This window comes from Undibacterium sp. YM2 (assembly GCF_009937975.1).
GTDB lineage: Bacteria > Pseudomonadota > Gammaproteobacteria > Burkholderiales > Burkholderiaceae_D > Undibacterium.
Map to the genome: position 1 here is coordinate 3,850,289 of NZ_AP018441.1, position 19,078 is coordinate 3,869,366.

General features: G+C 50.9%; 18 protein-coding genes. 13 read left to right on the top strand and 5 right to left on the bottom strand.

What is annotated here, in order from left to right:
• The first annotated feature begins 51 nt into the window (after positions 1–51).
• The 8 genes from UNDYM_RS17335 to UNDYM_RS17370 all read left to right on the top strand — a co-directional run bounded on the left by UNDYM_RS17335 (position 52) and on the right by UNDYM_RS17370 (position 9,144).
• Positions 52–1,191, top strand: coding sequence for a sensor histidine kinase (locus tag UNDYM_RS17335; RefSeq protein WP_162042147.1), 1,140 nt, complete (start codon positions 52–54; stop codon positions 1,189–1,191).
• A gap of 2 nt (positions 1,192–1,193) precedes the next feature.
• Positions 1,194–2,003: a LytTR family DNA-binding domain-containing protein gene (locus UNDYM_RS17340; protein WP_162042148.1), complete on the top strand. Its 810-nt coding sequence runs from the start codon at positions 1,194–1,196 to the stop codon at positions 2,001–2,003.
• A 36-nt stretch (positions 2,004–2,039) separates the two neighbouring features.
• On the top strand, positions 2,040–2,519 hold the full coding sequence (locus UNDYM_RS17345; RefSeq protein WP_162042149.1) for a GNAT family N-acetyltransferase: 480 nt from the start codon (positions 2,040–2,042) through the stop codon (positions 2,517–2,519).
• Between the two features lie 48 nt (positions 2,520–2,567).
• Positions 2,568–3,470, top strand: coding sequence for a sulfurtransferase (locus tag UNDYM_RS17350; protein WP_174244950.1), 903 nt, complete (start codon positions 2,568–2,570; stop codon positions 3,468–3,470).
• Positions 3,471–3,662: 192 nt separating this feature from the next.
• On the top strand, positions 3,663–5,723 hold the full coding sequence (locus UNDYM_RS17355; RefSeq protein ID WP_162042150.1) for a M13 family metallopeptidase: 2,061 nt from the start codon (positions 3,663–3,665) through the stop codon (positions 5,721–5,723).
• 205 nt (positions 5,724–5,928) lie between these two features.
• Positions 5,929–6,360, top strand: coding sequence for a hypothetical protein (locus UNDYM_RS17360; protein WP_162042151.1), 432 nt, complete (start codon positions 5,929–5,931; stop codon positions 6,358–6,360).
• 11 nt (positions 6,361–6,371) lie between these two features.
• Positions 6,372–7,190, top strand: coding sequence for a DUF2145 domain-containing protein (locus UNDYM_RS17365; RefSeq protein WP_162042152.1), 819 nt, complete (start codon positions 6,372–6,374; stop codon positions 7,188–7,190).
• Between the two features lie 259 nt (positions 7,191–7,449).
• A complete protein-coding gene (locus UNDYM_RS17370; protein WP_162042153.1) occupies positions 7,450–9,144 on the top strand; it encodes a long-chain-fatty-acid--CoA ligase in 1,695 nt (564 codons plus the stop codon).
• A gap of 81 nt (positions 9,145–9,225) precedes the next feature.
• Here the strand turns inward: UNDYM_RS17370 and UNDYM_RS17375 are convergent, their stop codons facing one another.
• The 5 genes from UNDYM_RS17375 to UNDYM_RS17395 all read right to left on the bottom strand — a co-directional run bounded on the left by UNDYM_RS17375 (position 9,226) and on the right by UNDYM_RS17395 (position 14,752).
• Positions 9,226–9,681: an HIT family protein gene (locus UNDYM_RS17375; RefSeq protein WP_162042154.1), complete on the bottom strand. Its 456-nt coding sequence runs from the start codon at positions 9,679–9,681 to the stop codon at positions 9,226–9,228.
• A 73-nt stretch (positions 9,682–9,754) separates the two neighbouring features.
• Positions 9,755–11,392, bottom strand: coding sequence for an amino acid adenylation domain-containing protein (locus UNDYM_RS17380; RefSeq protein WP_162042155.1), 1,638 nt, complete (start codon positions 11,390–11,392; stop codon positions 9,755–9,757).
• Positions 11,393–11,503: 111 nt separating this feature from the next.
• A complete protein-coding gene (locus UNDYM_RS17385) occupies positions 11,504–13,564 on the bottom strand; it encodes an alpha/beta fold hydrolase (RefSeq protein WP_162042156.1) in 2,061 nt (686 codons plus the stop codon).
• A 59-nt stretch (positions 13,565–13,623) separates the two neighbouring features.
• On the bottom strand, positions 13,624–13,869 hold the full coding sequence (locus UNDYM_RS17390; protein ID WP_162042157.1) for an acyl carrier protein: 246 nt from the start codon (positions 13,867–13,869) through the stop codon (positions 13,624–13,626).
• Positions 13,847–14,752, bottom strand: coding sequence for a diiron oxygenase (locus tag UNDYM_RS17395; RefSeq protein WP_197740918.1), 906 nt, complete (start codon positions 14,750–14,752; stop codon positions 13,847–13,849). Before UNDYM_RS17395 ends, UNDYM_RS17390 begins: the two co-directional genes overlap by 23 nt.
• Before the next feature lie 529 nt (positions 14,753–15,281).
• On the opposite strand from UNDYM_RS17395, the gene UNDYM_RS17400 reads away from it, so the two are divergent.
• From UNDYM_RS17400 to UNDYM_RS17420, 5 genes are all read left to right on the top strand, one after another.
• Entirely contained in the window at positions 15,282–16,547 is a 1,266-nt protein-coding gene (locus tag UNDYM_RS17400) for an RNA polymerase sigma factor (RefSeq protein ID WP_162042158.1), read from the top strand.
• Between the two features lie 66 nt (positions 16,548–16,613).
• Positions 16,614–17,678, top strand: a complete 1,065-nt coding sequence (locus UNDYM_RS17405; RefSeq protein WP_162042159.1) for an alpha/beta fold hydrolase — start codon at positions 16,614–16,616, stop codon at positions 17,676–17,678.
• A 143-nt stretch (positions 17,679–17,821) separates the two neighbouring features.
• Positions 17,822–18,244, top strand: a complete 423-nt coding sequence (locus UNDYM_RS17410) for a VOC family protein (RefSeq protein WP_162042160.1) — start codon at positions 17,822–17,824, stop codon at positions 18,242–18,244.
• Between the two features lie 36 nt (positions 18,245–18,280).
• The gene (locus tag UNDYM_RS17415) at positions 18,281–18,637 is read left to right on the top strand and encodes a YciI family protein (RefSeq protein WP_162042161.1); all 357 of its coding nucleotides are present in this window, start codon (positions 18,281–18,283) and stop codon (positions 18,635–18,637) included.
• Positions 18,638–18,648: 11 nt separating this feature from the next.
• Positions 18,649–19,053 (top strand): VOC family protein, encoded by a 405-nt coding sequence (locus UNDYM_RS17420; protein ID WP_162042162.1) that lies wholly within the window; start codon positions 18,649–18,651, stop codon positions 19,051–19,053.
• Positions 19,054–19,078 lie beyond the last annotated feature (25 nt).

Consider the following 19,078-nt stretch of genomic DNA (forward strand, 5'->3'; position numbering starts at 1 on the left):
CTGCGCCAAAGTCGCTAAGCTTATGCCCATCACTATTTCCCTGGCAAAACAATGATCAAACAGTATTATTTGCGCACAGTATCTGCCCTGTTATCAAGCCTGACACCAACATGGCGCGAGCGCATATACAAGATTTTGTCGGATATGCCGCGTCTGCTGGGCATCAATCTGGCCTGCGGCTTTGCTGTCACCTACGTGTTGCGCACCGGCGGCAGCCTGTTCGATAACATCACCGTTTCCATGTTCATAGGCTTTTCTGCCTATACCCTCATCAACGGTACAAAGCAGTTGATCTGGAGAGACAAGGAGCCCCATGTCATCGGCTTTTACCTGATGTGCCTGCTGATTGCACCACTGGCTTTTTTCGTCGGTCTGCTGATAGCGTCCTATCTGCTCAATTTTTCTATCAATGCCTTTTCACATTTCCAGTGGAATCATGTGAGTAATTTTGTCATCATGACCTGCATCGTCAGTCTGGTGGCAGCCTGGTCTTTCTGGAACCGGGGGAAAATGGCCGAGCTGGTCGCCGCTGCCGAGGCAGAAAAAGCCAAGAATGCCGCCATAGAGAAGCAGGCACTGCAAGCACAATTGCAAATGCTGCAAGCACAGATAGAGCCGCACATGCTGTTCAACACCCTGGCCAATCTGCAGGGCCTGATCGCGATAGACCCTGAGCGTGCCCAACACATGCTGGCACAACTGATCATTTACCTGCGTAATACCCTGAGTTCTTCGCGTGCAGAACATACCAGCCTGAAGCAAGAGTTCACTCTCATGCAAGCCTACCTGGAACTACTCGCCATCCGCATGGGCAAACGCCTGCGATACACTCTGGAATTGCCCGATGCATTGCAGCAGACCAGCATTGCCCCCATGCTCTTGCAACCTTTGGTAGAGAACGCCATCAAGCATGGTCTGGAGCCAAAAATGGAAGGCGGCAGCATCCATGTCGTCGCTGAAGCCGTGATAGGACAATTGCACCTGAAAGTCATAGACACCGGCCTGGGCCTGCCTTTCAATTACGATGATAGCCATGTTGTGAGCACCGATGGGCTACATGTAGGCAACGCCAACATACGTGACCGCCTGCTTGCTCTGTATGGTCCACAAGCCAGCCTGACACTAACGGCCAATGCGCCCGAAGGGGCGATTGCCCATTTGATTATTCCTTTAGCACACTTAGCACAATAACCATGACAAACAAACGCGCCCTGATCGCTGAAGACGAACCCATACTTGCCCTGACCCTGCAAAAAATGCTGGGCAAACTCTGGCCAGAACTGCAAATCTGCTGCCTGGCTGAAAATGGTGTTGAGGCAGTGCAGGAAGCACTGACGCAATTACCCGACATACTATTTCTTGACATCAAAATGCCGGGCAAGACCGGGCTCGAGGTGGCGCAGGAACTAGCGGAGGAATGGCCGGACCAGAAACCCTTCCCTCTCATCGTGTATGTCACTGCCTATGATGAATATGCCGTTGAAGCCTTTGAACACTCTGCTTCGGACTATGTTCTGAAACCCATCAGCGAAGACAGGTTGAACAAAACCGTACAAAGATTACAGGCCCGCCTGGCTGATGGCCCACAAAGACCGAATGAACTTGAGCGTGTGCTTGAGCAACTGCGCCACCTGGTACCTGGCCAGACTGCCCAGCCTGCCAATACTGCGCAGCCAGAACGCCTGCGCATCATACGCGCCGCCGTCGGCAACCAGATACGCATGATCAATGTGGATGATGTACTGTATTTTGAAGCGACTGACAAATACATCAATGTCGTCACCAGGGAGCATTCATCCCTGATACGCAGCAGCCTGCGTGAACTCTTGCCACAACTCGACAGCAGCATCTTCTGGCAAATCCACCGCAGTACTGTGGTCAATACCTTGCATATACAGATCGCCAACAAGGACGAGACTGGCAAGATCACACTGAAGCTCAAAGGCAGTGAAGATAAATTGCAGGTGAGCCGGGTATATGCACATTTGTTCAGACAGATGTAAGCTATCCTGTTTTATCCAGGACAAGCAGAGGCAGGCATGAGTACAGACAAAAATATAAACAATTTACAATGGCAATGCGCAAGCTTCAATGAATTGAGCAATTTGCAACTGCATGCCATCTTGCAGGCACGTTCTGCCGTATTTGTCATTGAACAAAACTGCGTCTATCAGGACGTCGATGGCAAAGACCCAATTTCACATCACCTGACGGCCTGGACGCCGGAAGGCGAAGTGGCGGCCTATCTGCGCATAGTCCCTGCTGGCATCAGTTTTGATGAGGCTTCACTGGGCCGTGTCATCAGTACCCAGGACTGGCGTGGCAGCGGTGTTGGCAAAGCTCTAATTGCAAACGGCATCAAGGCTTTGCATGCACTCTACCCTGGCGCCCCTATACGCATAGGTGCCCAGGCTTACCTTGAAAAATTCTATGGCAGCTTTGGTTTTGAGACGGTTTCTGACATCTATCTGGAAGACGATATTCCCCATATCGAGATGCTATTGGTCGCAAAAGCCTGATTAAATCGCTTATAATGCTGCCAAATCAATGACTTACTGAATTTCATCATGCCCGCTGTAATACAAACACCCGATAAACCCTACGTCAATATTTCTGCCTACAAGTTCATCACCTTTGATGACACTGCTGAAAAACGCCAGGTATTTCTGGATAAATGCAAGGAACTGAACCTGAAAGGCACGGTACTGCTGACGCCAGAAGGCATCAACATGTTCCTGGCCGGTTTGCGCCACGAGATTGATGCCTATATGGACTGGCTGCACCAGGACCCACGTTTTGCAGACATCGTCGCCAAGGAAAGTTTTTCTGATCACCAGCCCTTCACCAAAATCCTGGTCAAGCTGAAGGCAGAAATCATCACCATGCGCATGCCCCTGATCAAGCCTGAAGAAGGCCGCGCCCCTGCGGTGGATGCTCACACGCTGAAGCGCTGGCTGGACCAGGGCCATGACGACAATGGCAAAGCCGTGGTCATGGTCGATACCCGCAATGATTTTGAAGTTGATGTTGGTAGCTTTGACAATACCATCGATTACCGCATTAGCAAGTTCACAGAATTCCCTGCTGTCATTGAAGCCAATCGTGATGTATTGAATGACAAGACCGTAGTGACTTTCTGTACTGGTGGCATACGCTGCGAAAAAGCCGCTATTCACATGCAGAATGTTGGCTTTGATAGTGTCTATCAGCTCGAAGGCGGCATCCTCAAGTATTTTGAAGAAGTCGGTGGCGATCACTATCACGGCGACTGCTTTGTGTTTGACTACCGCACTGCGCTGAACCCACAACTGGAAGCTACAGACACCAAGCAATGCTTTGCCTGCCGCGCAGTTGTCACACCGCGCGAGCAATTGTCGCCCTGGTATATCTCTGGCAAGTCTTGCCCGCATTGCAAGAAAGAATCGACAGGGGCAACTGGCGCGAGTGAAGCTGAGGCTACTGCGGCCTGATTGACCCAGCAGATTGCTGAAGTAAAGTTTCAAACGAAAGCATTACTGTTTATACAGTAATGCTTTTTTTATTTTCCGAACTGAACTTCAACTGCTCCAGGCAGTCTATTGAGATTCAAGCACTTTAAAATAAACTACCCATCCTGCAGTGCATTGCTGCCCGGGTAAAACATCTTACTTCAGAGACTCCCTATGAAACGCTTATTACTCAGCGCACTCGCCCTCAGCCTGCTGGCCAATGTTGTTCACGCCACAGAGCCTGCACAGACAACGACAGTTGCCACAGCATCTGCCCTGGGGTCAGGCATACATCCTGAAGACATGGACAAGGCAGTGCGCCCGCAGGATGATTTTTATCGCTATGCACAAGGCGCGTGGTTGAAGGCGAATGAAATCCCGTCCGACAAATCAGACTGGGGTACTTTCATGAAAGCGCGTGAAGATGTGCAACAACAATTGCGTACCATCGTCGAAAGCGCCGCGAAAGAGAGCAACAAACTGGCTGGGTCGGACAAGCAAAAAATCGGTGATCTTTACACCAGTTTCATGGATGAGAAAAAACTCAATGCCCTGGGCATCACTGCACTAAAGAATGAATTGGGGCGAATTACCAGAATACAATACAAGCGTGGCGTTCAGGACCTGATTGCCCATTTCCATGAGATAGGTATCAACACCCCGATACGTTTAAGCATAGGCCAGGACAACACTAACTCCAGCCAATATGCCGTGACTGTATCCCAAGGTGGGCTGGGTTTGCCAAACCGCGATTACTATCTGTCGCAGGATGACGCAAAAATGGCCGACATCCGTGCCAAATACAAGACACATATAGAAAAAATACTGACACTGGCTGGTAAAAGCAATGCAGCAGCACAGGCCGACAATATCATCGCACTGGAAACCGCGTTGGCCAAGGTGCAATGGACAACCGAACAAAACCGCGATCCGGTCAAGACCTATAACAAAATGCCCGTTGCTGAATTAAGCAAGATGACACCCGCCTTCAACTGGGCCATGTATCTGAAATCAGCCCACATGCATGGCAAGATCAATGATCTTGTCGTACAACAACCCAGTTTCATCAAAGGCTTTGATGACACCATCAACAATTTCAGCCTCAACATCTGGAAGTCGTATTTCACCTGGCACCTGATCCGCTCCTACAGCCCTTTCCTGTCGTCTGATTTTGTGAATGAAAACTTTGCCTTCTATGAAGCCACAATTGCAGGTACGAAGGAAAACCGTACACGTGAAAAACGCGGTGTAGCACTGACTGACCAGTTGCTGGGTGAACCCGTGGGCAAGATCTATGTAGAAAAATACTTTCCGCCTGAAGTCAAACAACGTACAGAAAAAATGGTGGGGTATTTCCTTGAAGCCTTCAAACAAAGTATCAAAACTCTGGACTGGATGAGCCCCGAAACCAAGAAACAGGCGCAAATCAAATTATCCAAGATCAGCGTCAAGATAGGTTACCCAAGACAATGGCAGGATGATACTGGCCTGACGATCAAGCGTGATGACCTGGTCGGCAACCTCATGCGCGCCCGCAAAGCACGCCACGACAGAGAAGTTGCCAAGCTGGGCAAACCCATAGACCGTGAAGAATGGCATATGACGCCACAAACGGTGAATGCCTATTACAGCGAGACAATGAATGAAATCGTCTTCCCCGCAGCACGCCTGCAATCACCTTTGTTTGATGTCACTGCAGAAGATGCTTTCAACTATGGTGCACTGGGTATTTCCATCGGCCATGAAATCAGTCATGCATTTGATGACCAGGGCGCGCAGTATGATGGCGACGGCAATTTGCGCAACTGGTGGACGGCCGAAGACAAGGAAAAATTCAAGAAAAAAACTGCCAGCCTGGTTGATCAATATGCGACGTATAGCCCAGTTCCAGGTTATTTCCTGAATGGGAAAACGACCCTGGGCGAAAACATTGCCGACAATGCCGGCATTGTCATGGCATTGCGTGCCTACAAGCTGTCACTGCAAGGCAAACCTGCACCTGTGATCGATGGCTGGACAGCCGAGCAACGCCTGTTCATGGGCCTGGCACAAGCCAGACGCGGCAAGTCACGCGAACAACGCGCCATCGCTCTTGTCAAGACCGACGTGCATTCTCCTGGAGAATTCCGCGTCAATGGCAGCCTGGTCAATCATCCTGATTTTTATACTTCGTTTGACGTCAAACCTGGCGACAAGATGTATCTGACATCGGATAAGCGCGTCAGTATCTGGTAAATCATTTATCGCCCCCACTACCTGCCTTCCTCTTATCCAGAGTCATGGCAGGTAGCATATACAGTATCCAATTTCCTCAAAAATCGTCGTACCGGTATCAAATTCCACTACCTCTTCTGTAACTATTTGCTACTGATGACAAATAGCTTGCGATTCTATGGTCTTATATTATTGTAGAGTCACTTTCTACATACAAGGAGACTTCATGTCAGCATCAATTCGCAAAATCGCCCTGATTGCCACCCTGTGCGCAAGCAGCCTGTTGCCACTTTCTGCACATGCTGGCCGCGGTTGCATCTCTTGCGGGCCCTCTGGTGGCTCTGAAGCCCTTTCCATGGGTGTGGGCATCATCATGCTTGGTGGTTTTTCCATGGTGGCTGGTTCAGGTGAGATGATCGTTGATACGGTCAAGGCGGGTGCTGATGGTGTGACTGTCGTGCTCAAGGGTTCTACGCAAGCGGTCAGCACAACCGTCAGATTATCTGGCAAGGGCATAGAAAAAGTCGGACTGGTCAGCGGTGCCGTGGTGGAAGTCAGCGCGACGACAACTGGTTATCTGCTGGTCAGTGCAGGCAAGGTGCTGGCCTTTATTCCTAATGAAATCGGCACTGCCCTGATGCATCACAACAAGGTCTGATCAAATTTAATATGCGCACACGCTCACTGGCTTTCTCCAAGGTTCTGATAATAATTCAGCGTCTATTCGTCGTCATCGCTCTCGCCTGTACGGCACCGGCTTTTGCCGGTCGCCCATGCGAGGAAAATAGTTACGATCCCAAGAAAGTCATGCAGGCGCTGGAATTTGCGCACAAGACCCAGATCAGGCTCGACGAAAGCCAGGCCAATGTTGCCATCATCGCCCGCGTCGGCCAGGATTTATCGAAATACAATTTACGTTACTCCCACCTGGGTCTGATAGAACGCCTGCCAGATGGTACCTGGTCTGTCATGCATGAACTGAACCAGTGCGGCACTGCCAATTCAGAATTATTCAGAGAAGGCCTGGGGAATTTTTTCATGGACGACATGTTTGCCTTTGAAACCCTGGTCGTCATTCCCAACACTGAGCTGCAACAGAAAATACAACAGGTGATGGCCGATGGCCGAGCAAAAAACCTGCATGCAGCACGCTACAACATGCTGTCCTATGCCTACTCCACCATGTACCAGAATTCAAATCAATGGGCACTGGAAGTCCTGGCCGCAGCGCAAGCCAATGATGTGCGCATAGAAAACCGCACTCAAGCCCAGGCATGGTTGAAGTCAGCATCGTATAAGCCTGACACCATCTACATCCCTTCCCTGACACGCCTGGGTGCACGCATGTTCCGCGCCAACGTGGCCTTCGACGACCATCCATTTGACCGCCGCATGGCCGGGCAAATCGACACCGTGACTGTGGAATCCATCGTTCGTTTCATGATGTCGCGCGATAACAAGGCTGAAAAATTCGTGCTGAAGCAATAAGGTAATTTGCAAAACCTTCTTCAGTCGCCCTCCCAAAAAAGACTGCCGCAGTTGCATAGAGCTGCTCCCCAAAAAAACCACAATATCCCTTTTTAGAAGGCTTATTCAAATGTCATGAATAAGCCTTGCCTCCTGCTGCCACCTGCATTTAGCATGGTCAAAAACAATAATAAGTTTGCCAATATCAGTACGCAGACGGTATCTACGGCCGCCTGACGTCACCCGATTTTTATAACAATGAGACAAAAAAAGGTAAAGCATGGAAAAGTTTTGGCTGCAATCCTATCCCCAGGGTGTACCCGCAGAAATCGACTACACCCAATACACCTCCCTCGTGCATCTGCTGGAAGAGTCTTTCCAGAAATACGCTGACCGCAAAGCCTATGTCTGCATGGACAAATACCTGAGCTATGCAGAAGTGGATGACTTGTCGAAAAAATTTGGCGCATGGCTGCAAAACCGGGGCCTGGAAAAAGGCGCGCGCGTTGCCATCATGATGCCTAACATCCTGCAATACCCCGTCGTTATCGCTGCAGTCTTGCGCGCAGGCTATACCGCCGTCAACGTCAACCCTTTATATACACCGCGTGAACTTGAGCATCAATTGAATGACTCTGGTGCTGAAGCCATCGTCATCCTTGAGAACTTTGCCACTACCCTGCAGCAGGTACTCAGCAAAACCCGCATCAAGCATGTCGTCGTAACCAGCATGGGTGACCTCATGGGTGGAGTCAAAGGCATGGTCGTCAATTTTGCCGTGCGCCATATCAAGAAAATGGTGCCGGAATTCTCACTCCCGACTGCGATCAGCTTCAAACAGGCACTGGCAGATGGTTCACGCCTGCAACTGCAGGCAGTAAAGCTCACACATGACGATATCGCCTTCCTGCAATATACAGGCGGCACTACCGGTGTATCCAAGGGTGCGGTGCTGACACACCGTAATGTCACTGCCAATGTCCTGCAAAATGAAGCATGGGCACAACCTGCGCTGAACAAGGCACCCAGGGTAGAAGCCATGACCATCGTCTGCGCCCTGCCCCTGTATCATATCTTTGCACTGACCAGTTGCTACCTCATGGGCATGCGCCTGGGTGGCATGAATATCCTGATCCCGAATCCGCGTGATATTCCTGGCCTGGTCAAGACCTTGTCACAACACCAGATCAGCATGCTGCCCGCCGTCAATACCCTGTACAACGGCTTGCTGAATAATGCCGATTTTGCCAAGCTGGATTTTTCGTTGCTGAAGGCCTGCAATGGTGGCGGTACGGCAGTGCAGCCCGCAGTGGCAGAGCGTTGGAAAAAAGTGACGGGCTGCGCCATCATAGAAGGCTATGGCATGTCAGAAACTTCACCAGTAGCAACCTGCAATCCGGCAGATTCAGACGATTTTAGCGGCACCATAGGCCTGCCCCTGCCATCGACAGAAATCGCCATACTTGATGATCATGGCAACCGCGTGCCTTTGGGTGAGTCGGGTGAAATTGCGATACGTGGCCCGCAAGTCATGCAGGGTTATTGGAACCGTGCTGACGAAACTGCCAAGGTCATGACGGCTGACGGATTTTTCAAATCCGGTGACATTGGCATCATGGAAGCAAATGGCTTTATCCGCGTCGTAGATCGCAAGAAAGACATGATCCTGGTGTCCGGCTTTAATGTCTATCCAAATGAAATCGAAGGAGTCGTCGCCAGTCACCCGGGCGTACTGGAATGTGCATGCGTAGGTGTGCCAGATGACAATTCAGGCGAAGCTGTCAAATTATACGTCGTCAAGAAAGATGCGAAATTGACGGATGAAATATTGATGAGCTACTGCAAGGAGCAACTGACTTCCTACAAAAAACCCAAGTACATAGAATTCCGTACCGAGCTGCCAAAGTCCAACGTAGGCAAAATCTTGCGACGCGAATTAAGGGATGAAAAGAAGGAAGAAAAGAAAGCAGCCTGAACAGCTACCCAGAGAAAAAGCAAGGCCTGCGTAATCAGGCCTTGCTTTTTTTTGGCAAATTCTTTGTTGGGGTGGTAACACTCATTCTGGCTTGAGTAACTCCTGCCAGCGCGCAGCCTGGCGGGACAAGCGTTTACTGCGGCCTATATAGGACCAGGGATTGATGAAGCGCGTTACATAGCGCCATACCATCATCGCCGTATCACCATCACGGCGCGGTATCACATGCAGATGCACATGAGGTACATGCTGGTTCGCGGCCTTGCCATTATTGAGCAACACTGCAGTAGCATTGCTTTCGCCACCAAGACGCAGGGCCGATGAAAAACGGCTGGCCATGGCAAACAGATAGCTCACCGTCTCTTCCGGCAATTCTTCTATATGCTGCTGGTGCTGTTGCGGTATCACCAGCAAATGCCCGCGTGTCAAAGGGAAGGCATCAAGTATGGCGATACAATGTTCATCTCTATAGACCACCGATGCTGCACTGCGGCCATTGAGAATTTCACAAAATATGCATTCATGCTTGTCGGCCACATTATTCTCCACTTTGTCTAGATGAAAAACCCGTCATTCTGGACGGGTTCATCTCCGCTTGTTCATTGCAGCATCATACGCCAGGAAGGATAGTTTCAACTTGCCGACCATCGCTTTCTTTTGCCAGCTTTTGCAAGGCTGGGTAATCAATCTTGCCATTCGAATTGAAAGGCATCTTGCGCAATTCAATCACATCCTGCGGCACCATGTAGGCAGGCAAATGCAGGGTACAAGCCTTGAGTATATCTCTTGATGATACGGTAAAGCCACAGCCATAGGCAAGCAAGCCCTGCACGCTACCATCTGCAGCCAGTGGCCAGGGCACTACCGCCACCAGGTCAGAACCACCCAGGCGGCGTATCACCGCCTCAACCTCCTGCACTTCAACCCGGTAGCCACGTATCTTGACCTGGTTATCGATGCGGCCACAATACAGCAAGCCAACCTCAGCATCGACACAGGCCAGGTCACCGGTACGGTACCAGCGCTGGGCCAGTTTGCCCTCGAAGTGCATGTTGAGAAAGCGCTGACGCGTGAGCTCGGTATTTTCCCAATAGCCCTGGGCCAGTTGTGAGCCACCCAGATACAATTCACCAATTTCACCGTCAGCAACAGGATTAAAGTGTTCGTCCAGCACCATGGTTTCCTGCCCTGGCAAAGGCTGGCCTATGGGCACGACAGGCAAGCCAGCAATGCGCTGATCACTGGCCTGATATGGATGCACCGTAAAAGCAATCGTCGCCTCTGTAGGCCCGTATAAATTCTCGATGATGGAATTGGGCGCGGCAGGTTGCCAGTCCTGCGCCAGGCTGGTGGGCAAAGCTTCACCGCAAAACAGACTGTACTTCAGGCTAGGCAAAACGCCGGGGCGCAAGGCGTTGTAGCGTTTCAGGCAGGCGGCAAGCGATGGCACCGAGAACCAGTGAGTCAATTCATGCTGCTGCACAAACTTAAGCGGCATCATCATGAGCTTCGCAGGCACGCTGTACAGGCAAGCGCCGGCACTCAGGCAAACGAAAATATCATGTACCGACAAATCAAAGGTAAAGTCAAAAAACTGGGTAAAACGGTCGCCCTGCCCCGGTTGATAGCGTTCGATGATACTGGCGACATAGGTAGCAGCATTTTCATTCGTCACTGCCACGCCCTTGGGCAAACCCGTGCTGCCAGAAGTGAACAGAATATAGGCGACAGGGTTGGCCCTGACAGGCAAGCTGAGGCTGGCGGCATCAGCCTCGGCCATCTGGCGTTTTAAAATATAAGTGTGCTGGCTGGCGCTGGCAGCCCAGGTAGGTAAAGTCTCAGTCTCGGGCATCAGTACAGTCAAAGGCTCGGGATAAGCTTGCAGCAATTCTTTGGCGGCATCCATAGAGCGTTCATCGACCACAATCGAGGTCGATGCAGACAGTTCCACCATGCGCAAATTACGCTGCACAGGGAATTTGGTATTCAGCGGCACATAGGCCATGCCTGCCAGCAAAGTGCCAAGCACGGAGGCATAGGCAGTAATGCTGCGGTCAACCAGCAAGGCGCAACGCTGACGGCTGCAATCCTTGTTTTCGCGCGCCAGCGTGCGAGTGATCCTGGCGACACGCAATAGCAATTCTGCATAGGTATATACCTGTTCATCGACCCACAATGCATTGCTGTTAGGTTGTGCTTTAGCCGTGTTGAAAAAACCGGCAATCAATAATTTTTGTTCTTTTTTCATAAAAATGTCTCCCCCCTCAGCCATGATCATGACCATGGCTGTCATTTCGCTACGACGAAAACAGCTGGGCAATATCCGCAGACTTTCTTGACGCGGACATTGTCATCAACATCAATTCAGGCTGGGCACCACTTGCTCCTGATGTTGCGCGACAAATTGCCTGATCATGGTCGCCAGGTCTTCATCATAGAAATGCGAGAAGTGATCACCGTTTTCATCAAAGGACAACACGCCCTGCTTCAGGCCTGCGACCAGGAAACGGCCCACATCGGCATGCGTGACAAGATCCTTGCCGCCGACATGCACGAGCACAGGGTGTGGAATATCGGCAGTCCAGGCATCGTCTCTTTCATTGAACAGGCCATTCATCATATTGGCATAGCGGGATAATGATTCCGGTGTACGGAAAGGGACGCTGGTCATGTACAGCAAGAAAGGGTCGGTACTGGTCAGGATGGTAGAAATCATCTTGCGGTCTTCACCATCATCTGAGGTTGCATGGGCACCATAAATGAGGTCGCAGTACTTTTGGGCGAAACGATAATTGGCAGCAATCTTGGGGAAAAGCGTGCGTATATTTTTTTCAAAATCGGTGATCTTGATTTCATTCGAGGCTGGCAACGAAACACCGCCATTCAGCAATACTGCCGACGAAATACGCTCAGGGAAAGCCGCCATGCTGCGCAGGCATACCTGGGCACCACTGCTCCAGCCAGCAATAGCTGCCTTGGCGATCCCAAAGTGATCAAGTATAGTCACCATGTCTTTGGCATGAGTCAGCGAATGACATTTTTCCAGATCAAATTCGTGCGTGATCGCCGGTACCCAGCGGCTTTCCCAGGTGATGACGTGAAACTGATCAGACAGGCGCTGGGCCAGCGGGAACATGAAGTCAGATGGCATGCCATAGGCATTTGCCAGCACCAGCGCCGGTTTGCTCTTGTCACCCAGCGTCAACACACATAATTCAGTACCATCTTCAGCCGTGACCTGGCTGCGGTTGAAAGTCGTACCATTCTTTTGTTCGTCCAACTCCTTGATAAAGGCCGTCAGGTAAGTACCATAATCAGCCCAGCTCAGGCCCACATGTTTGGGCAGGCTGCGCGCAAAATTCTTGATAGTGCGGTAGTAGCCGCCATAAAACACGGTGCGTTTATCGAATAATTCTTCTATCGCCGTCGCGGGGGTGTCGCGCTCAGGGACGAAATTGATGCTTTTCATGCCGAGTGCAGTATCAATTTTTTCCAGCATGGTCTTGACATTGAGGTCGCTGGAATTGGTCAGGTGATACACCTTTTGGTCACCAAAACCGATATTGCTCAGATAGATCATGTCGAACACGCATTGATCCACCGGCACCAGATTTCCCGCAGCAGCGAGGTCACCGATGAGGCGTAAAGGTGTCTGCAATTTGCTCAGAGTCTCGCGCAAACGGTACATTTCCTGCGTCAGGCCGTAGATACCAAAGCGCGTGCCACCGCTGCGGCGTGATGCCAGCGGCCCCATGATGATGGCAGGACGCAGGATGCGGTAATCCAGTCCGTTGGCATCGCAGTATCTGGCGACTTCATGCTCGCCTTCATTTTTGCTGCTCTCGTAAAAATTGTTGTAGGCAATATCAACGGGGTGCAGGCTCTCCGGTATTTCACCAGCCACACGACCAGAGGTATAGGCCGTAGAGATATGCAGATAGTGCTGGCAATGCACACGCCGCGCCAGGTCCATCACATTCTGGGTGCCATTGATATTGTGATGGTAAATTTCTTCCTTGTGGCGGTCTTCAAACTTCAGGCTGGCAGCGCAGTGCCAGAATTCGCTGATGCCTGCAACCATGAGTTTTTCCAGATCATTCTTGCTGATCGCGCACATGGTCTCGGTCATGTCACCGAGTATGTATTCCAGCTTGCTGTCGATATCTGCTTTGGGGATGGGCTGGTTGTAGGCAGAGGCGCAGACTGCCAGCGCATCATACACGCGCTGACGCGCATGCTCTTGCGATTCGCCCCTGACCAGTACATAAATCTTGCCACTCTGGCGCAAACGCCAGAACAGGAAATTACTGCCGAGAAAACCGGTAGCACCGGTGAGAATAATATTTTTTGTCGTATTGCGGTGACGGTTGGTCAGTTCCAGCAAGTCGCCATAGCGATAGTCAGTCAATTGGTGTTCCATGGTTTTTCCTAGTCTAAGTTTTCTGTATTTTTTCTGTATGCGTGGCGGAATGGAATGCACTATTCCATATAATTCAGTTGCACCCTGTCCAGAGTCCTGACCTTGTCGAGGACGGTGTCATCGACGACAACTTCCCTGCCACTGATTTCTTCTATGAGGAGTACGTATTCCACAAAACTCAGGGAATCGACGACATCGTTTTCTATCAGGTCAAGGTCAAAGGGGATATCGGACAGATATTTTTTCTTTGACAGCAACCACTGTTTAACTTCATTGATCTTGTCAAGACTGATAAGCTGGCTCAAGACTGGTCTCCTGTTTTAATAAATGGGTGTCGCCCAGCAGGGCCAATACTTTTTTCAGCAGTTCACGTGCGTGAAAATCTTGTCGCGCCGGGTCAGCCAGCAGTGCACTGCGGATTGCCATGCCGCTGGCAAAGCCGGCATCGCGGTACATCGCAGGGTTGTAGAGCGATTCGATGGTGACCTGCACATATTTGCGCAAGTGTTGCGAGACTTTCTCCAGTACTTCTGGCGCATAATCATTGCTGATGCCATCTGCCAGCCTGGCCAGCAGGGCACGGCCAAAGGTGATGTGGCGCGACTCATCGTTGCGGTGCGCCTCATTGATCTCGCGTATAAAGGGATGCACGCGCTCATCAAGTGCAATCTTCAGGTTGTAGTAATGGCCGACTTCTTCAAAAATGAAAATCTGTGCAAAGCGGACGAGGATAGTCAGCCTTGGGTCAAGCTTGAGTTCAGTCAGTTGTATTTTCTTGTTGCCATAAATCTTGCCCGCGTAGTTTTCGCAGAATTTGGCGAAGTACCACATGTGCTGGTTTTCTTCGTCGATGAAGTGATGCAGGTAATCATTGGCTTCTTTCAGCATGGGGGTATGCAAGAGTTCAGCAACACCTGCGATCAGTTCCTGCTCGCCAGTCACATTCAGACTGAACAGGTTGATGCATTCCCATTTGCTGAGCAGTTTGCGTTGCGCCTCACTGGCCTGCTCGTAGTAAGCGGTGCCATGGATAGTCAGCAGTTCGGGGCTTACCCACCAGTCCTGCTCACTGATATCATCCACCCAGTCAAAGCGGGTGAAGCTGAAGACATGCCTGTCACGTGACAATTGCACCAGCCTGGCAAGGCGGTCTGTGTACATACTTTGGGCACTTTGGTTCATGCTCATCTTTCTTTGCCTCCATTGATACTGATCAATACGTTAAAATTTAGTCTAGCCATTTTTAGATGCCTCTTTAGCTACATTAATAAAAGTCCAACATCAGCGTCCATGGAATTTGATAGAATTTTTCATCTAAGTTTCTGGCACAAAATTTGATTTATAGAAACTTTGTCTGCATGCAAAAACCAGCAGAAAATCCGTTTTCTCAGAGGAGGGAGCAGCAGACCAGTTACTCCTTCCTGCAACATTTTTGAGCTCAAGGCGCTCGCTTGCCAGCAAGCAGACCAGTCAGCAATTCGTGGCAAAAAAAGCACATCCGGTCTTTTTTTTCAAAAGTGTCTGCAAAAAATGGATATAAGAAAATTTTCTTTATATTAATGTTTTTAAAGCATCGCTCTTGCATAGTGGGCTAGAATCAGTCATCACTATTTCTGGTATGGAAAATGCTGAACTTATCGATTTTTGAGACGCAAATACTTGTGCTGCATCCGTATGCAAGTCATACGCTAAATGTCATTCGGCAAGTTTGCGCCTCATGAATCCAATCAGCGACCACATACGCCAGACCCTGGACCGTATTTACCAGCAGGAGTCGCGCAGGGTCTTTGCGACCCTGGTTCATCTGCTCGGCGACTTTGACCTGGCAGAAGAAGCCTTGCATGAAGCCTTCAAGGCAGCGCTGGAGCAATGGCCGGACAAAGGCTTGCCTGAATACCCACACACCTGGCTGGTCTCTGCAGGACGCTATAAGGCCATAGACAGCATACGCAGGCAAAGACGCTTTGACCCGCTGGATGAGCATGTAGAGGCCGTAGAAGCGTTGGTGGATGAAACAGCCCAGCCAGGCGAAACTGCATTTGAATCATCAGTCATGGAAGACGACAGGCTGCGCCTGATTTTCACCTGCTGCCACCCGGCACTGGCAGCCGATGCCCAGGTCGCTCTGACCTTGCGCGAGGTCTGCGGCCTGACGACGGAAGAAATCGCCCATGCCTTTTTGACCCCGGCACCCACGCTGGCGCAACGCATAGTGCGTGCAAAGGCAAAAATACGTGATGCCAGGATTCCCTACCAGGTACCCGAGAAAGAGGAATTGGCTGCCCGCCTGCACAGTGTGCTGAGAGTTATTTACCTGGTCTTTAATGAAGGCTATTCGAGCTCTGCCGGTGATACCGTCCTGCGCCTGGATCTGGCAGCAGAAGCCATACGGCTGACACGCCTGCTACAAGAACTGTTGCCCGAGCCAGAAGTCAACGGCTTGCTGGCCCTGATGCTATTGCATGAATCACGCCGCCCTGCCCGCACTGACAGCCAGGGTGAATTGATTGCACTGGAACAGCAGGACCGGCAATTATGGGATCAAGAATTGATCGACGAAGGTTGCACGCTGGTAGAGCAGGCTTTGCGCTCTGGACGCTTTGGCGCCTACACCCTGCAGGCGGCGATATCCGCCGTCCATGCAGAGGCGGCGACTTATGCAGAAACTGACTGGCCACAGATCGTTGGCCTGTATGATGCCCTGCTGCGGGTTGAAGCCAGCCCCATCATAGAACTGAACCGTGCTATCGCGATTGCCATGTGCACGGGCGGGTTAAAACATGGCTTGTCGTTGGTGGAAGCCTTGCTGGAAAAACAGGAAATGCAAAACTACCATCTGGCCCACGCAGCCAGAGCTGACCTGTGTCGCCGCAATGGTGACATGACGCAAGCCTGCCTGTCCTATGAACTGGCGCTGAAACTCTGCAAACAAGAGCCGGAGAAACGCTTTATTGAACGCCGTTTGCTGGCATTAAAAAATTAAAATCCCTGTGACACCCGTCAGCCTTACCCAAAAATTACAAGAAGTCCACTCACCATCAGGAGATATATGGCAAAACTGCACCACGTTCTTCCCGCTCTGTTATTGAGCCTGTTAACTGCACTATGCCAGGCCGAAGCAACACCGATTTCACCCGGCCCTGCCTGCAAGTCTGCAACCCAGGCCATCAATGAAGAAGGATTTGTCGAGCTGGGTGGCATACCGCAGTGGGTGACCATCAAGGGCAGCCGTTGCAGTAACCCGGTTATCCTGGTCGTGCATGGCGGGCCTGGCAATACCATGAGCCCGTATGGCACGGCTATCTACGGCGCATGGGAAAAAGATTACACCGTCGTGCAATGGGATCAGCGCGGCGCGGGCAAGACATTTGGCAAGAACAAACCCGGTGAAGAAACGCCTTTGACAATTGCGCAAATGGCCGATGATGGTGTCGCCCTGGCGGCTTATCTGACCCAGCACCTGGGCAAGAAGAAAATCATACTGACGGGCAGCTCATGGGGTTCCATACTCGGTGTGCAGATGAGTCTGTCGAAACCTGAATTATTTTATGCCTACGTTGGTACTTCTCAGGTTGTCAGCTACAGGGCAAACCAGGCTAGTAGTTATAAGCAGGTGTTACATCTGGCACAGGCTGCCGGTGATCAGGAGACCGTCACAAAAGTAAGCGCACTGGGCCCACCGCCTTGGACCAATCCACGTAACTTCGGCATTTTGCGCAAGGCTATCCGCAAATATGAAGCGCTGCGCACAGACCCTGCTCCAAAAACATGGTGGGCATCTGATCCGGCCTATGCCACCCCGACAGCGCTGGCAGATTACGAAGCTGGCGAAGATTACTCTTTCCTGAAATTTGTCGGCTACAAGGGTGATGGCATGTTCAGTACCGTGGATTTTCCTGCCACGGCAAGCAAATTCGCCATCCCTGTCTTTTTTGTCCAGGGCGCAGAAGATTTATTGACCATGCCTGAGATCACCAAACAGTATGTGGATAGCATTAGCGCACCGCAAAAAGAATATATCGTCGTGCCACGCGCCGGGCATGATCCAAATTTGCCATTTATTGAGGCACAATTAAAACTGCTCAATGAACGTGTGCGAGCCTTGAGCAATTAATGCTCACGGGCAATTTTCAGATATCTAAAAAAAAAAATTAAATATTTTTTTGAAGTAGTGTCGATTTACTGTCAGGCCATTCGACTATCAGATGTGGAAATACTTTCACACGATGATACAACACTTTTATAAAGGAATTGACCATGCCACATCCTATCGCTTACCTGTCTTTCAATGGCAACTGCAAGGAAGCCATGTACTTTTATGAACAAGTCCTGGGCGGTAAAATCACCGTCATGATGAGTGGTGCCGATTCGCCCATGGCTGCGATGATCCCGCCAGAATCTGCCCACCGCATTTTGCATGCACGCCTGGAATTACCCGATGGCGGCCTGCTCTATGCTGGTGACTGCCCACAACAAATGCCCTATGAAGGTATCAAGGGCGTCTCTTTTACGCTGAATTACGATACTACAGAGGAAGCCGCCAAAATCTTTAACGCGCTGGCAGAAGGTGGGCAGATCACGATGCCGGTACAGCCTGCATTCTGGGCAAAATCCTGGGGCATGCTGGTCGACAAATACGGCACGCCATGGATCATCAATGGCGAGCAGCTGCCACTGTAATCAGATCACCGTTAATCCATCCTTGCCGGAGTCCCTATGAAATACCTATGCCTGGTTTATCTCGATAATGAACACTGGAATGCCTGCCCTGACGAAAAATGCGGCACGTATGCTCAGGGCCTTATTGATAGCGGTCATATGCTGGCGGCAGAACCCCTGCACCCTGTCCATACTGCCACCACGGTCAGGGTAAGGAATGGGCAATTGTCGGTCACAGACGGCCCATTCGCAGAGACCAAGGAAATGCTGGCCGGTTTTTATCTCATTGATGCACGAGACCTGAATGAAGCCATACACCTGGCTTCGAAAATCCCGCCAGCCCAGCATGGCAGCATAGAAGTGCGCCCCGTGCGAGCCCTGAACCTGCCTGCTGAGACAGTGAGTGCAAATTAAAGGAGTACGACATGCATAAGCAATTTTTTGTCAATCTGCCAGTCAAAGACCTGGCACGTTCCAAACAATTCTGGAGCAGCCTTGGTTACAGCTTCGATCCCAAATTCGCCAGCGACAATGCTGCCTGCATTATTTTTGGTGAAAACATCCTGGTCATGCTGTTGACAGAAGAACTCTTTGCCAGCTTCGCCCACAAACCAGTCTGCGATGCCCATGAGCGTGTCGAAGTCTTGCATGCCATGTCCTGCGATGGCCGCGAACATGTCGATAGCCTGATTGCCAAAGCCAAAGCTGCCGGAGCCACCGTGCCTGATGAGCCTGAAGACCATGGCTTCATGTATGCGCAGGGCTTCTATGACCTTGATGGCCATGGCTGGAATTGCTGTGCATGGGCGACGGAAGGTGAATGCAAATAAAACGGTATGGCCCGCCTGGCCTGCC